This is a genomic window from Pseudomonas sp. QE6, from assembly GCF_041379005.1.
Taxonomy (GTDB): Bacteria; Pseudomonadota; Gammaproteobacteria; order Pseudomonadales; family Pseudomonadaceae; genus Pseudomonas.
The window spans coordinates 3,616,353-3,630,881 of sequence record NZ_CP166873.1 but is presented as its reverse complement, the minus strand read 5'-3'; the positions used below and the strand labels follow the sequence as shown (position 1 = coordinate 3,630,881).

The 14,529-nt window shown below is 64.8% G+C and carries 12 protein-coding genes; 9 read left to right on the top strand and 3 right to left on the bottom strand.

Annotated features, from left to right (window positions below; translation table 11 throughout):
* Positions 1-24 precede the first annotated feature (24 nt).
* Together ACAW63_RS16800 and ACAW63_RS16795 are read right to left on the bottom strand one after the other, a co-directional pair.
* Positions 25-438, bottom strand: a complete 414-nt coding sequence (locus ACAW63_RS16800; RefSeq protein WP_371226985.1) for a hypothetical protein — start codon at positions 436-438, stop codon at positions 25-27.
* 90 nt (positions 439-528) lie between these two features.
* Positions 529-2,364: a response regulator gene (locus ACAW63_RS16795; RefSeq protein ID WP_371226983.1), complete on the bottom strand. Its 1,836-nt coding sequence runs from the start codon at positions 2,362-2,364 to the stop codon at positions 529-531.
* A 630-nt stretch (positions 2,365-2,994) separates the two neighbouring features.
* Here ACAW63_RS16795 and ACAW63_RS16790 point away from each other — a divergent pair.
* From ACAW63_RS16790 to ACAW63_RS16765, 6 genes are read left to right on the top strand one after another with little or no spacing between them, the layout of a single operon-like run.
* Positions 2,995-3,909, top strand: a complete 915-nt coding sequence (locus tag ACAW63_RS16790) for a hypothetical protein (protein WP_371226981.1) — start codon at positions 2,995-2,997, stop codon at positions 3,907-3,909.
* Between the two features lie 23 nt (positions 3,910-3,932).
* Entirely contained in the window at positions 3,933-5,261 is a 1,329-nt protein-coding gene (locus ACAW63_RS16785; protein ID WP_371226979.1) for a hypothetical protein, read from the top strand.
* Positions 5,262-5,279: 18 nt separating this feature from the next.
* The gene (locus tag ACAW63_RS16780; RefSeq protein ID WP_371226977.1) at positions 5,280-7,262 is read left to right on the top strand and encodes a hypothetical protein; all 1,983 of its coding nucleotides are present in this window, start codon (positions 5,280-5,282) and stop codon (positions 7,260-7,262) included.
* A complete protein-coding gene (locus ACAW63_RS16775; RefSeq protein WP_371226975.1) occupies positions 7,259-8,404 on the top strand; it encodes an aminotransferase class I/II-fold pyridoxal phosphate-dependent enzyme in 1,146 nt (381 codons plus the stop codon). Before ACAW63_RS16780 ends, ACAW63_RS16775 begins: the two co-directional genes overlap by 4 nt.
* Positions 8,382-9,146: a GIY-YIG nuclease family protein gene (locus ACAW63_RS16770; RefSeq protein ID WP_371226973.1), complete on the top strand. Its 765-nt coding sequence runs from the start codon at positions 8,382-8,384 to the stop codon at positions 9,144-9,146. Before ACAW63_RS16775 ends, ACAW63_RS16770 begins: the two co-directional genes overlap by 23 nt.
* Positions 9,143-9,913: an amidohydrolase family protein gene (locus ACAW63_RS16765; RefSeq protein ID WP_371226972.1), complete on the top strand. Its 771-nt coding sequence runs from the start codon at positions 9,143-9,145 to the stop codon at positions 9,911-9,913. Before ACAW63_RS16770 ends, ACAW63_RS16765 begins: the two co-directional genes overlap by 4 nt.
* Here ACAW63_RS16765 and ACAW63_RS16760 read toward each other — a convergent pair.
* Complete coding sequence (locus tag ACAW63_RS16760; RefSeq protein WP_371226970.1) at positions 9,907-11,256, bottom strand: sigma 54-interacting transcriptional regulator; 1,350 nt, start codon at positions 11,254-11,256, stop codon at positions 9,907-9,909. The genes ACAW63_RS16765 and ACAW63_RS16760 overlap by 7 nt on opposite strands.
* A gap of 540 nt (positions 11,257-11,796) precedes the next feature.
* Here ACAW63_RS16760 and ACAW63_RS16755 point away from each other — a divergent pair.
* The 3 genes from ACAW63_RS16755 (at position 11,797) to ACAW63_RS16745 (ending at position 14,529) form a co-directional block, all read left to right on the top strand.
* Entirely contained in the window at positions 11,797-12,717 is a 921-nt protein-coding gene (locus ACAW63_RS16755; protein WP_371226968.1) for a M14 family metallocarboxypeptidase, read from the top strand.
* Positions 12,718-13,027: 310 nt separating this feature from the next.
* Complete coding sequence (locus ACAW63_RS16750; protein WP_275607439.1) at positions 13,028-13,885, top strand: MurR/RpiR family transcriptional regulator; 858 nt, start codon at positions 13,028-13,030, stop codon at positions 13,883-13,885.
* A gap of 2 nt (positions 13,886-13,887) precedes the next feature.
* On the top strand, positions 13,888-14,529 hold the full coding sequence (locus ACAW63_RS16745; RefSeq protein ID WP_371226966.1) for a cysteine hydrolase family protein: 642 nt from the start codon (positions 13,888-13,890) through the stop codon (positions 14,527-14,529).

Sequence of the window (14,529 nt, the reverse complement as noted above, 5' to 3'; positions counted from 1 at the left end):
TTGGAGACGAGTCCCGCAGCAGACTTACCCATGCAAAGCGCCCGGCGCAATTACAAGTCCATCCAGCGCATTGCGTAGCCGCGTCATGGAGAGTGGCTTTTCCACTACATCGAGCAAACCGACATGTTTCGCCCACGCCCAGTCGAAAAGGCCATATCGCTCATCCTCAACGAAGTTGCCAACCAGCACTACTTGATCGAAAGCCCTTGCCCTGTTCATCGTCTCCAGACGAAAAAGCTCGTCATGGTCGGGAGTGAAATCATCAAGTAGAAACAGATCGAATGATGACTGTTGTCGCGCACAGGCCCGCTGAACTTCCGTGAAATCCGTACACAGCGTCATCCTGAAGAATCCCAGGCAATTGAATATCGAGCTATAGATGAGTAAACGACCTGGATGTGGGCACAGCACCAGAACCCTGGCAGATACACCGAACATGGCTGTCACCTGAGAATGGAATGGACCTCTCCACTCTAAGAAAGCAATAGCCACGGCCGTAGCAGAATAGTCTTACTCAAAAGTAGGAAATTACTTATCGTCTCCGCGACCTCCAAGGCGCACTGCGTCGGGTTGCTTCACTGCCGGCAATATCAGTTTCGCAGACACACACGTACCCTCCCCCGGATTACTCTTCAATTCAATCTGGCCATTCATTCGTTCCACCAGGCGCTTGCAGAGGGCCAAACCAATGCCACTGCCACCACGACGAATGCGAAGGTCGTCCAGCCGCTGACTGAATGCTTCAAACATGTTCCCCTTGTCCTCCTCCGAAATACCAATGCCGGTATCACGCACCATCAACTCCACCTTGATCAGACCTTGGCCAAGTCCAGTGCAGCGCAGCTCCACCGAAACTCCCCCCTGTTCAGTGAACCTTAAAGCATTGCTCAGCAAGGCCTGGCAGATGCGGGTGAACGCATGGGGGTCGAGCCAGACATTGGTATGAAGGCTGCCAGCCGTGTCGAGCTGCAAAGTCAGCCCTCGCGCTTGCGCGGACGGTTGGAGTTCGTCTACGAGTTTTCGGGTTAACACCTTGACGTCCACCGGCTCCGGCAGCAGTGCGTGCTTGCCGGCTTCCAGGCGCAGATAACTCCGAAAATCTTCGAGCAGCTTCTGCATTCCCTGTGTCGCGGAATGTGCGATGGCAATTGCCTCGGCCTGCTTCGCCGGTTCCAGCGGAACGCTGGCGAGATCGAGCATGGCGGCAATATTGTTCAGCGAAGCAGTCATTTCATCGGTCATCCGTTCCATGAAACGCTCCTTGGCCTGGATTGCTATCTCCAGACGAGTGCTGCTGTTCCTCAAATCGAGTAGCTCGTCGTCCCGGTCGGTGACATCGACATTCCCGCAGATGAGGCCAAGCAGATTGCCCGCACTGTCTCTGTACGGCTTACCCCAGTGCCGTAGAACGCGATCTTCGCCACGGATCTTCAGCACAACGTCCGCAGAGTAAGGCTGTCCCTTGAGCGTCCCGGCTACCAGACGTTCGTGTATGTAGTGGGCATGCTCCTCCGGCCACTCCTGGGTTTCATATATGCGCCTGCCAACTACATCTTCGAGCTTGAGCGAATGCTGCTCAAGATAACGGCTGTTGCAGGTAATCAAACGCCCCTCGAGATCGCGCACACATACGGCGTGCGGAAGCGCATCGACGATTTCGTGCATCAGATCCAGTTCCCGCTGGTGTGATTCGTCCAGCAATGGCGACCTCGGGGATTCGTCGCTGAATGCGGTTGTCTCCACCAGGCCATAGCGTCTTGCGATATCGAACAGTTCCAGCATCGAGCCTGCCCGCAGCTTGTGCATGACCCGAGTCTTGTAGGTACTGATGGTCTTCTCACTCAGCAGCAGGCGCTCGCCGATGACGTTATTGGTCATCCCCTTGGCGAGCATCTGCAGTACCGTCAACTCGCGCGCGGACAACGCCTTCAACGGGTTGTCGTCGACCTTATCGGCCTGCACATGAGGCACCGCGAGGACGGTATCGCGCGGGAAGTATGTATGCCCGTTCAGCAGTGCCTTGACCGCCATGCCAACCTGTTTCAAGTCAGTCTGCTTGCTGATGAAGCCGAAGGCTCCGGCTTCGTGACTGCGGGCGGCAAAGTACTCGGTACTTTGCCCAGTAACTACCAGGACTCGCACTTCCGGTGTTTGCCTTGCCAGACGCTGAATGACTTCCAGACCACCCAGCCCAGGAATCGAGAGTTCGAGCAGGAGCAGATTCGGTCGGAGTCTACGAGCCATTTCTATCGCTTCGGTGCCGTTACTCGCTTCGGCGACGATTATGTGTCCTTCCGATTCCAGTAGCAGACGCAACGCATGCCTGGCAATCGGATGCTCGTCTACGATCATGATTGTGCTCATCGGCTTCCCTCCGGCAAATTCCATGACCGTAAGACTAGTTGGTTTGGAACACTCGCCTGTCCGCTCTCACATCGGATGCAGTTAACCTATAGATCCGAGGCAGGTTGGCAAAGCTGACGAGGCCGTCCTCGCCTATCACTCACAAGGCAGAGATGTGGCGTGACCTAAAGCGGACCTCTTCAACGAACAGCAGTCGATCCCCGTTACCATCGCTGATGAATGGGCTCCGGCGAACCTTGGGAACAAGAGAGCGCGGCGACACATGGCTGGCTTGCCGAGAAGCTTCTCGGTTCGAAAATGGACGTTGATAATCGAGGCTGAAAGCCTGGAGGACGACAAGCTGCCGAGATTTTTCAGCGTCGGGGCTCAGCGTCCGCTATGGGTCGCTATCGGCCTCTCATCAGGGGCAGAAACCGGCCAGTGGCGGACATCGGCCGGCGAACGCGAAGGGTGCTTCGCGTCTCCCGTTCCGTTGCCGCCCAATGCGAAGCGCGCTTCGCCCTCCGCCCCTTCGCCAATGCGCGAAGCCCCTGCCCCGCCGGCCTGCGCGCCGTGGCGCACGCCTGGCACGCTCTCTGCACTTTCTCCTTCGCGGGACCAATCTCGCCAACCTGATTCAAGGAGAAGGACATGCACGACATCGGCACATCCAGACCGGGCGGTTGGGGGCCTGGCTACAACGAGTTCGAACAGGAGCTGGCTGGCGAGTTCGGCCAGGAATTGGCAGGCGAATTCGAGTTCGAGTCGCAACTCGGATACGCCGAAACCGAGTTCGAGAACGAGTTTGAAAACGAATTCGAGACCGAGGTCTCGGGCGAGATGCAGGAGCTCGAACTCGCCGCCGAGCTGCTCTCGGTCAACAACGAGCAGCAGATGGAACAGTTCCTCGGCGGACTCATCAAGTCCGTGGGCCGGGTCGCGACCAACTTCGCAAAATCCTCGGCGGGCAAGGCGCTCGGCGGCATCCTGCGCTCGGCGGTGAAGTCGGCGCTGCCGGTGGTCGGCGGTGCCCTGGGCAACCTCATCGTGCCCGGCGCGGGCGGCGTGATCGGCGGCAAGCTGGCCAGCATGGCCGGCAGCGCGGTCGGGCTCGAACTGGAGGGGCTCAGCAACGAGGACCGCGAATTCGAGGTGGCGCGCCGTCTCGTACGTATCGGCCAGCACGCGGCCAATCACCTGGTGAGCATGCCGCCGAACGTCCCGCCATCGCGGGCCGCACGCATCGCCTTCCTGCGCGGGGCCAACCAGGTCGCACCGGGCCTCCTGCCCGTCATGCGACAGATCGCACGCACCGGCATTGCCGCGGCACGCCAGAGCGCCACGCCGATCTTCGGCCCGGCCGGCGCGTCCGTGGGTACGCCGGTGCCCGCCTATGGAGTGCCCAGACCCAATGCCCAGGGGATGACGGACGCCTCGGCGAGCTGCCCAAATTGCGGGAGTGCGCAGAGCCAGGCTGCGAACGTACCGAGCAGCGGCGTTTGGCGCCGTTCACGCAGCGGCCGCACGATCATCCTGTATCTCGGCGCGCCTCGACCTGGTTATTGATACCCCCTCGGGAGGTGAGCGCGATGAACGCGTGCACCATGGCCTTGCGGCTGATCGAACAGGAAGTGCTCGGCATACGCGCACGTCTCGATGCGCAGTTGCCCTATGCCCTGCAGATGCCGATGGTTCCGGCGGCCAATGTGAGTGACGAAGCCATGTCGGCGATCGAGCGCCACATGCAGGCGGCGCGCCAGCAGTTGCGCGTGCGTATCGCGAGCTTCCTGCAGCGGTTGCGCAGTCTGCGCTCGACGCCGCAGAACATCGCACTCGCGCAGCGCCACTACGCGCTCCTGAAGCTGTACTTCCACGCGTCGCTCACGCACTTCGAGATCTTCGCCGAAGTGCTCACGCAGCGCAGTCAGCACGGCACGGGAATCTGGCTGTCGGGACTGGACGTCGCCGCCCAGGATGGCCTCAAGCAGCCGGGCGTGAACCTGCAGGCGCCGCCGGTGATCTGCTACGTGGAACGCGGACACGGCGGCGCAATCAGGCGCGCACGCACGCGTTTGCCGGGAGGCGGGGCCAACCCGGTGGCCGTGATCCGCATTCCGCGCGAACGCATGGTCGGCACCGGCATCGCCGCGTCGCTGTTCCATGAAGTCGGGCACCAGGCGTCGGCGCTGCTCGATCTTGCCAACAGCTATCGCCGGGCGACGGCAGCCAACGTGTCCCAGGGACCACCCTGGTGGCGCGCATGGGATCGCTGGATCAGCGAGATCGTCGCGGATCTCTGGGCCGTTTCGAGGGTGGGCATCAGCGCGACCTGCGGGCTGATCAGCGTGGTGAGCCTGCCGCGCGCCTTCGTCCTGCGCATCAACCTGGACGACCCGCATCCGGCACCCTGGATTCGCGTCAAGTTGTCCGTCGCCATGGGCCGGGCGCTCTACCCGGACCCGCAGTGGGCGGACCTGGAGCAGATGTGGGAGCGGCTCTACCCGCGCACGCAGATGAGCGCCAGCCAGCGCGGCGCGTTCGAGATGCTCGACCAGGCCACTCCGCAGTTCGTGGCCGCATTGCTCGCCCTGCGCCCAGCGAGCCTGGGCGGGCGCAGCGTGGGCCGGGCGCTCAGCCTGCCGGGACGGCATCCACGCCAACTGCTGGCCCTGTGGGAGCGAGTGAAGGCACGGCCGCAGCAGCTTCTCGCCGACACCCCGACGCTCGCCTTCGCGGTACTGGGCCAGGCGCGCTTCAGCGGACTGTTGCCGGCCAGCCAGGAGCTGAAGGTCATCGCCGAACTGCTGCAACGCTGGGCGCTGGCCGGCTACCTGCCGTGGAGCGCCGGCAGTGCCCAATTGAGCGTGGTGCTGAACCAGCGCAAGACGGGGCCGATTCCGTTTGCATCCAATGTCTGACCCGTAAGGAGACGAACGATGAGCAACAAATTCGACGTCAGCTTCAAGCTGACCAGCATCCCGACGACCGACCACGGGAAGTCCTTCGCGATTTTTCCCAACATAGAGGCGTATGAAGCTCCCGGCATCACGGTGACGGCGAACCCGAACGTCTTCGGCGGCGAATTCAGCCTGGAAGACGCGGGCTCGGAGCTCGAGATCACCCTGAGCCTCGGCAGGAACAAGAAGGAGATCCGGTGGCCCACACTGGCAAAGAATCTCGACCAGATACTGGAAGATCTCGTCGACTTCAGTCAGTCCACGCGCGAAGTCAAAACCACCATCCTCCTGCAATTGGCCGGCGCGAGCAGCGTCACCCTCGTCGGCAGGATCCCCGAACCCTCGTCTGCCGAGACCGCGAGCCCTGGCACGGGCGACGGGGACGGTGACGACAACCCTCCCCCGTCCGACAACACCCTCTACGAACCGAACTCAGCCCCGCTGCCGTCAGGCAGCTACAAGGTCAGGAACCCGATCACGCTGCAAAGGACGACTCGCCCGCTGACCGGCGACGTGGCGCTGTGGCTGATGATCAAGATGAATGCCGACAACCTCAGCTGGGAAAACTACACGGCCCAGATGAAGCTGCTGTTCGGCTCCGACAGCGGGGAAGGCCGTGAAATGCTCGAAAGCGCCCAGCATCTGAGCCGCCGCCGCTTCCTGCCCTTCACCGACACCGATGCCTATCGCGCGCTCAAGGTCGCCACCGAGGCATTCGTGGTTACCTGGGGCGGCGTGGTCCCGGACAAGCGCAACATCCATTCGGTCGCCGAACTGATCCGCAAGGATGCGACCGCCATCAGGCTCGCATCGGAGCGGCTCGGCATCGACATCAGCCAGGACGCGCTCGTCGAGACCATGGCCAGCCAGTACTTCGGCACGTCATCGCCACCGACCATTCCCTATCTCACCCGCGTGGTCGAGGGCTTGCGGGGTACGGACGCGGAGCCGCCCGTCCAGGCCGCCCTGGACGAAGCCTGGAACTCCCCGGACAGGAGGGAAAACCTGTTTTGCGGGGAAACCTGCCTGTGGCTGGCCCACCTGAACCAGGACTACTCGGCGAAACTGACCAGGCCTCCGCTCATCGAGCTGATCTGGAGCTATTGGATGGAGGAAATGCAGCTCGTGCAGACGATGAATGCGATTTCCCGCCGTTTCCAGAATGTGTCCAGCGGTCCCCGCGATCCGCTGGCCCAGTTCGAGCTCGATGCCGTGCGCCCGCTCAACAACGTCATCTGGGGCTGGGTCCAGGACGAACAGCACCGCCTGCCGATCGAGCGCCGCGCCGCCGAGTACCAGCATGAATATGGCTTCCGCCTGTTCGGCCGCGCCGTACCGAGCACCCAGGCAGCGGACGTGCGCAGCAAGTTCCTCGCGGCCTTCCATACCCTGCTGAACCAGTGCGTGCCGTTCTTCCGCCAGACCGACGACACCACCGTGGTGCCGGACGGCTTCCCGCTCCTCAACGCGCTGCGCGAGGTCCACCTGATCCTTTCGGAAGGCGCCCACAATCAGTTCCGCGACCTGCCGAGCACCTCGCGCATCGAGATGATGATGCAGCAGTGGATTCTCGCCCGGCCGGAAATGCGCGAGTTCCTGCCGCGCCGCGCGATGATCGCCTACCCCGAGCCGTGGATGCATTCGGTGGAAAGCATGCGCAAGCTGCAGGGCTGGGGCGACTCGAACACCTACCAGTTCTGGCAACTGGCAACGACCGGTGAGCAGATCGTCTCGTCCATACGCTGGGGCAACTGGAACGCGATCAACGACCCGAACAACGCAGCGAACTGGGCCATGTTCTTCCGCCCCGAGATCCAGACGTATATCCATTCCTATCGCGCCGTCACCGGCATCGACGTGAGCGCCGAACCGGTCGACGTGCAGGTGCCCGGCATTCACCTGTTGCGCCGCCTCCACGCGCGGCAGGGGATGAAGGTCGAGCGCCAGGGCATGGCGCCATGATCGACTTCGCCTCCACGCTCTATCTGGGGATGCAGCATCCGTTCTCGGAGACCGGCGGCTACGACGCACTCACGACGGGCACGCCAGCCTCGCTCGCGGTGTCGCCGCTCTCGGGCGAGGTGGCGGCACAGGCCGCGGCGCTCCAGGGCTGCGAGGCGGGCATGGTCGCGCCGTCGACGCTGCATCTGTCGATCGACCTGTTCGACCGGCTGGGTCGCAGTCACGCGATCATCGCCGACGAAGCGCTCTATCCGGTGATGCGTTGGGGGCTGGAGCGCATCAAAGGGCTCGGCGTTCCGGTCGCCTGGTTCCGCCACGGCGACCCCGCCGATCTCGCGCGGCAGATGCGGCAATTGCCACGCGCTCGGCCGCCGGCGGTCATAGTCGACGCCACCGGCATCGAAGGCTCGCCGACGCCGATCGGTCGTTACCTGGCAATCGTCCAGCGCCATCGTGGATTGCTGGCCCTCGATCAAAGCCAGACGCTCGGGCTGCTGGGCGCGCGCCCTTGCGCATCGCATCCGTGGGGACGCGGTGGCGGCGGCGTGCTGCGCTACGCGGACATCACTTCGGCGGCACCCGTGTTGTTGCTCGCCTCGTGGGCGAAGGCATTTGGCGCGCCCCTTGCCACGCTCTGCGGCCCCGCCGCCCTGGTGAGCGAAATCGCCCGCGCTGGCCCGACGCAATCGCACTGCAGCACCGCCAGCCAGAGCGCCTTGCTCGCCGCAATGAGTGCACTGGCGATCAACCAGCGCGACGGCGAGCGTCTGCGCGCCGCGCTGTCGCGCCGGGTTGCAAGGCTCGACGACGGCCTGCGCTGGCTCGCACGTCACCGCCTACCCGACCTGCAGATACTGCGGCGCTTTCATCCGTTGCAGCAGATCCGCCTCGACTGCGCCGAACGAACCCTGGGCCTGCACGCGGCCTTGCGCGCACGCGGCTTTCGCACCGCCCTGCTGCGCCAGTACGGGCCTCACTATGCGCTGGCGTTGGTGGTGCGGGCCGACCATCGCACGGCGGAGATCGACGCGCTGACCGCGGCCATGGATGCGCTGGCCCCCGGACTGCCGCAACGCCGGGGGCATTCGTCCCGCCCCGTATCGAAGGAGGAACCCAGCCATGTTCAGAACCTTGGAGGGTGAAACACTGGAGCTCGCGCCCTGGCGCCTGCGTCGCTTCATGCGGCTGCTCGCCGACGCGCGCCGCTACCCTGCCGGTACGCCGCCCCACGTGCTGCTCCAGGACCTGCGCCAGATCATCGCCCGCGCGCGGCGAGTGAATACCCAACCGCACATCGGCACGGCGCGCTTCCAGAGTACCGGTGCGTGCTGCAAGGCCTGCCTGCTGGCGCAGCAGAGGACGGGCGTGCTGACACTGCTGGGGCTTTCCGTCGAATCCCTGCCCCAGGCCGCTTACCCACGCACAGGGGGCATGCCGGAGCTGGAGTTCGAGACGGCCACCCGCTCCGCAACCATCGACCTCAGCTGGGTGCGCTATCCGACCCTCGCTGCGGCAGTCGCCACAGCGAATGGTTCCGGCATCTACATCCTGCGGCGCGGCGATACCCCGGTCTACGTCGGCCAGGCGGTGAACCTGAAGCGGCGCCTGGCCCAGCATCTGTGGTGCTCGCAGCGGCATCGCGATTCCGGGCTCGCCGCCTGGGTGACCAAGGTTCCCACGAAGGACCTCTCGGCCGTCGAACATACGCTCGCGCGGGCGCTCAGGGGACGCGTGACCAACGAACTGCTGCAGAACAATCCGCTGGTTGTCGGCCCCGGCAAGCTGGCGATCACCCATCTCCTGCCCGCCGGCCTGACCTCTCGTCACATCAGCGACAACCAGTTGATCCTGCGCAGCGGCGATCAATTCGAGTGGGAATCATGATCCTCGACTTCCATGTCCATGCTGGCGAAGGCGACGGCATGACCGGGCCCTGGGATACCTGCGCGCCGCTCGATGCCTATGTGCGACGCGCGCAGGCGGCAGGCATCACCCGTTCGGTGCTGCTGCCGGTGTTCCAGTCCGACTATGCGCGAGGCAACCGTGAGATCGCCGACATCGTGCGTGCCAATCCGCGTCGCTGGATCGGCTTCGCCATGGTGCACGCGGACCGCGACCGCGACCGCGTGCAGCGCATGATCGAAGAGGCCGTGGTGCGGCTCGGCCTGCGCGGCATCAAGGTCCATCGCCACGATGCGCGCCTTCATCGCCAGGTCTGCGACGCCGCCAGGCACTGGCGCCTGCCCGTGCTCTACGACCCCGGCGGTGAAACGGACGCGCTGAGCCTGCTGGCCCAGACACATCCGGATGTCGCCTTCGTGTTCGCCCATCTGGGCAGTTTCGCCGACGACTGGGCGGCGCAACGACAGGTGATCGACCTGATCGCCCGCCACCCCAATCTTTTCGCGGACACCGCCGGTGTGCGCCGCTTCGATCTGCTCGAAGAGGCGTTCGTCCGGGCCGGTCCCGGCAAGCTGCTGTTCGGCTCCGATGGGCCGTGGCTGCATCCCGGGCTCGAGCTGGCGAAAATCCGCGCGCTACGGCCGACGCCCGCCGGGTTCGCGGACATCGCCGGCGGTAACGCCATCCGCCTGATCAATCGGGCACGCATACCGGTGACCCCGGCTGTCTTGCGCCGAAGCCCTTACTGACCCGTCGTCTCCGGACCGCGCATCTGTCGGCGCAGCTGTAGCGCGCGCGGCGTGATCTGCAACAGTTCGGCGGCACGACCGGTCGACCCGGCACGCCGCTCGGCGACCTGGACCGCCAGCGCCTCGGCGATCTGCCCGATCTGCTTCAGGCCCAGCCCGGCATCCAGCGCACGCTCCACGGCGCGCTCGAAGGTCTTCTCCCAGCAGGGGTCCTGATTCGCTCGCTCGGCCTCGACCATGAGGCCATCGAGGCAGCCGGTGCTCAGCACGCAGAAGCCACGCTGGCGCTCCGCCATGCGCCGCACGACGTTGCGCAGCTCGCGCACGTTGCCGCGATACTCGGCATTCACCAGTTTGCGCATGACTTCCGGCATGACCTCGGGCACGGCATCGCCCTGCTCGGCGAGAAAGTGCGTGACGAGCAACGGAATGTCTTCGCGTCGCTCGGCAAGGCTGGGCGCCCGTATCGTCCATTGAGTGATGCGGAAGTACAGGTCGCTGCGAAAGCGCCCCGCGCCCACTTCCGCCTCGAGATCGCGGTTGGTCGCACAAACGAGGCGGAAATCCGACTGCCGCCAGTTGTCCTCCCCGACCCGCTTGTAGGCGTGCTCCTGGATCACGCGGAGCAGCCGCGCCTGCAACGGCAGTTCGAGTTCGCCGACCTCATCGAGAAACAGCGTACCGTGGTCCGCCAGACCGACCGCGCCTTCGCGCGCCGCGACGGCGTTGGTGAACGCGCCCTTGGCATGGCCGAACAATTCGCTGCCCGCCAACTCGGGGCTCAGGATGGTGCAATCCACCACGATGAAGGGCCCGCGTCGGCGCTCCCGATCCAGATCGTGGATGAGCCGCGCCAGCAGCTCCTTGCCGCATCCGCTTTCGCCGAGCAGCAGGCACGTGCCGTGTCCGAAGCGCCCCACTTCCGTCAGTGCACGCAGGGTGCTGCGCCAGACGGGTGAGTCACCGACCGCTCGTCTCCTGAGCCAGCTGGAGGTCAGCACCTCCTCCATTTCCGCGAGGCGGGCCAGGCGCATCGCGACCTCGCCCAGCAGCACCTCGTGGTCGGACGCCGTGACCAGGTCGCACACCGCTGCGGGCCACCAGGGCTCCGGGCAGCAAAGGTTGCGCGTGGCCCGAGTGCAACCGACGATGAATGCATCCGGCAGCGCAACGCCTCGCAGCCACTGGTTCGCCGCCGTGCGCACACGATCGGCGTGCGAGAACACCACCACCACCTGCAGGCCTTCGCCGCTGCCAGACAAATCGACATGCTCCGGCAAGCCGTGCTCGCGTAACGACTGGCCAAGGCGCTGCGAATCCTCTCCGTACAGAACGACGCGCATCTTGCACCTCACTCTGCGGTGTCTGAGGTGGCAACGCGCCAGGGTGTTGTCCTCAGGCTGCAACGCGGCACTGCTACGGTACTGTCGCCGCACCGTCATCTGTCGTTCATCGGCGGCACTGGGAAATGCCGATCAATGCAGTCAGCCGGTCCGTTTCGTGCATTGCGCAAAACTCGAAATCAACCGCCTTCCAGTGGGTCGACTCGGTCCGGCTGTCTCACTAATGAAACGACAAAGCCCATGAAAGCTAGTACACGGCGTCGATTAAATAAAGGTCATCCGGGGGATCACCGGAGTGCGCTTGCATCCCTGCAGGAGCCACCCCCATCCCATCGTCAACTTCGTGGCCGAACCTGGGCCAATGACAATGCCAGGCCCAACTCCGAGCAGACCGGCCACCAGGGTCAATCGGCGTATAACGCGGAGCGTTATACGTCCTACGTTTCCGACGACCATGCGGCTCCGCCAAATGCCATGGAATCGTTCCGGCGACGCCGGTGCTAGAGTGACGCTCCTGTTTTCCCAGCCTGTGAGAGTCCGATGACGACCGCCGCCTTCTATCCCGTGGGAACCCCTGGCCAACCCTGGGGCGAAACCGAGCGCACCCAGTGGCGGGCACGCCAGTCGCGCCAGCGCCGTTATGACGAAGATGTGCTGCCGCGCATCGAGGCACTCTCCGAGCGCTTCGAGAAGGTGGCCTATGGCCGGCTCGACTATGCCGGCGAGAGCTACACCCTGTACGCCCTGCGCAACCGTGACTGGAACGCCGCGCTGCCGGCGGCCCTGGTGACCGGTGGTGTGCATGGCTACGAAACCAGCGGCGTGATGGGCGCGCTGGGGTTCCTGGAAGAACGCGCCGCCGGGTACGCCGGCAAGGTCAACCTGCTGGTGGCGCCCTGCGTGAGCCCCTGGGGCTACGAGCGCATCAACCGCTGGAACCACGATGCCATAGACCCGAACCGCAATTTCCGCGCCGACGGCCCTGCGCGCGAGTCGACCGCCTTGATCGAACTGGTGGCCCCGCTGCGCGGCCAGTTCCTGCTGCACATCGACCTGCACGAGACCACCGACAGCGATGCCAGCGAGTTCGTGCCGGCGCTCGCCGCCCGTGATGGCAAGGCGCACGAGCCGGAACGGGTACCGGATGGCTTCTACCTGGTCGATGACCGCGAAAACCCGCAACCGGCCTTTCAGCAGGCGATCATCGCCGTGGTCGAGCGGGTGACCCACATCGCGCCGCCGGACGACAAGGGCGAGATCATCGGCTCCCCGGTGGTCGCGCGGGGCGTGATCGAATACCCGCTGGCGGAGTACGGACTGTGCGCCGGTATCACCGGTGCGCGTTACACCACCACCACCGAGGTCTACCCGGACAGCCCGCGCACCAGCCCCCGACAGTGCAACGAGGCGCAGATCGCCGCCGTCTGCGCGGCGCTGGACTACGCCCTGGCGCACGCCTGAGGCCGCCGGCGGAAACGTAGGGCGTACCACCGTTCGCGGTTGTACGCCGACACACCCCTCCCATCGCCAACTTCGCCGTCGGACCTGGGGCAATCCCGGTGCCTGGCTCGACTCCGAGCAAATCGGAGTCGAAGGCCAATCGGCGTATAACGCGGAGCGTTATACGCCCCAGGTTCAGCTCTCCCCCGAGCCAGCCCGCCTGACCGGCACGCATAACGCCTCCAGCATAATGTAGTGAACACTACAAAAATAACGCATTGCCAATTTATGAAGTGCATTATACAAATAGAGCACACCAAGGGACGTCGCCATGCTCACACTCAAAGACCGCCTGAACTCCCCCGAAGTCGACCTCACCAAAGCCGAGCGCAAGGTGCTGCGCGCCCTGCTCGACGACTACCCGCGCCTGGGCCTGGGGCCGATGTCGCGCCTGGCCCGCCAGGCCGGCGTGAGCGACCCGACCATCCTGCGTCTGGTGAAGAAACTGGGCTTCGCCGGCTACAGCGATTTCCAGAATGCGCTGATGGCGGAGGTGGATGACCGCCTGCGCTCGCCGCGCACCCTGCTCGCCGGGCGCCGCGAAGGGATGAGCAACAACGACGCCTGGTCGAACTTCCTCAGCGACGCCAGCGAAGGCATCCAGCGCACCCTGGCGCTGACCCAGGCCGATGACATCCGCCTGCTCGGCGACTGGCTGCTCGATACGCGCACCCGCGTGTTCTGCCATGGCGGCCGCTTCAGCCGCTTCCTCGCCGGTTACCTGGTGGCGCACCTGCGCATGCTGCGCAGCGGCTGCCTGCTGCTGGACGACGGCGCTGCGCTGCCCGATCAACTCAACGACATCGACCGCCAGGTACTGGTGGTGGTGTTCGACTACCGCCGCTACCAGGCCCAGGCACTGGGCGTGGCCAAGGCCGCGAAGGCGCGCGGCGCACGGGTGGTGCTGTTCACCGACGTGTACGACTCGCCGCTGCGCGAGTTCGCCGACCTGATCGTCAGCGCACCGGTGGAGTCGCCCTCGCCTTTCGACACCCTGGTGCCCGCCATGGCCCAGGTCGAAGCACTGATTGCCAGCCTGGTGGCGCGCATGGACGGCCACCTCGATGAACGCCTCGAAGGCATCGATCACCTGCGTGCTGCCTTCGGCAGCCACATCCTGGAGGAATAACCGTGTTCAGCCTGCCCCACCAATCGCCCCGCGACCTGCCGTACACACCGGGCCAGACCGCCATCCTGTTCGTCGATATGCAGAACGCCTGGGTAATCCCCGGCCGCGACGCCCATGTCGATCCGCAGACGCACCGCTACTTCTACGATCGCGTCGAGGCGACCGTGGTGCCGAACCAGCAGCGCCTGCTGGCCGCGATGCGCGAGGTGGGCGGCGAGGTCCTGCACACCATCATCGAAAGCCTCACCGCCGATGGGCGTGACCGCTCGCTGGACCACAAGCTGTCCGACATGCACCTGCCCAAGGGCAGCCCCGACGCCCAGGTCATCGATGCCCTGGCGCCTGCGCAGAACGAAATCGTCCTGCCCAAGACGTCCTCGGGCGTCTTCAACTCCACCGCGATCGACTACGTGCTGCGCAACCTGAACACCCGCCACCTGATCGTCTGCGGCGTGGTCACCGACCAGTGCGTCGACATGGCGGTGCGCGATGCCGCCGACCGCGGCTATCTGGTCACCCTGGTGGAAGACGCCTGCGCCACCCACACCCCCGAGCGCCACCAGGCCTGCCTGGACGCGATCAAGGGCTACTGCTGGATCGCCGACACCGACACCGTGCTCGCACGAATCGCCGCGCTGGCCTGA

Excerpts from the sequence above, each read along its gene's own strand:
- ACAW63_RS16800 (WP_371226985.1), bottom strand. The coding sequence starts at position 438 with ATGTTCGGTGTATCTGCCAGGGTTCTGGTGCTGTGCCCACATCCAGGT.
- ACAW63_RS16795 (WP_371226983.1), bottom strand. The coding sequence starts at position 2,364 with ATGAGCACAATCATGATCGTAGACGAGCATCCGATTGCCAGGCATGCG.
- ACAW63_RS16790 (WP_371226981.1), top strand. The coding sequence starts at position 2,995 with ATGCACGACATCGGCACATCCAGACCGGGCGGTTGGGGGCCTGGCTAC.
- ACAW63_RS16785 (WP_371226979.1), top strand. The coding sequence starts at position 3,933 with ATGAACGCGTGCACCATGGCCTTGCGGCTGATCGAACAGGAAGTGCTC.
- ACAW63_RS16780 (WP_371226977.1), top strand. The coding sequence starts at position 5,280 with ATGAGCAACAAATTCGACGTCAGCTTCAAGCTGACCAGCATCCCGACG.
- ACAW63_RS16775 (WP_371226975.1), top strand. The coding sequence starts at position 7,259 with ATGATCGACTTCGCCTCCACGCTCTATCTGGGGATGCAGCATCCGTTC.
- ACAW63_RS16770 (WP_371226973.1), top strand. The coding sequence starts at position 8,382 with ATGTTCAGAACCTTGGAGGGTGAAACACTGGAGCTCGCGCCCTGGCGC.
- ACAW63_RS16765 (WP_371226972.1), top strand. The coding sequence starts at position 9,143 with ATGATCCTCGACTTCCATGTCCATGCTGGCGAAGGCGACGGCATGACC.
- ACAW63_RS16760 (WP_371226970.1), bottom strand. The coding sequence starts at position 11,256 with ATGCGCGTCGTTCTGTACGGAGAGGATTCGCAGCGCCTTGGCCAGTCG.
- ACAW63_RS16755 (WP_371226968.1), top strand. The coding sequence starts at position 11,797 with ATGACGACCGCCGCCTTCTATCCCGTGGGAACCCCTGGCCAACCCTGG.
- ACAW63_RS16750 (WP_275607439.1), top strand. The coding sequence starts at position 13,028 with ATGCTCACACTCAAAGACCGCCTGAACTCCCCCGAAGTCGACCTCACC.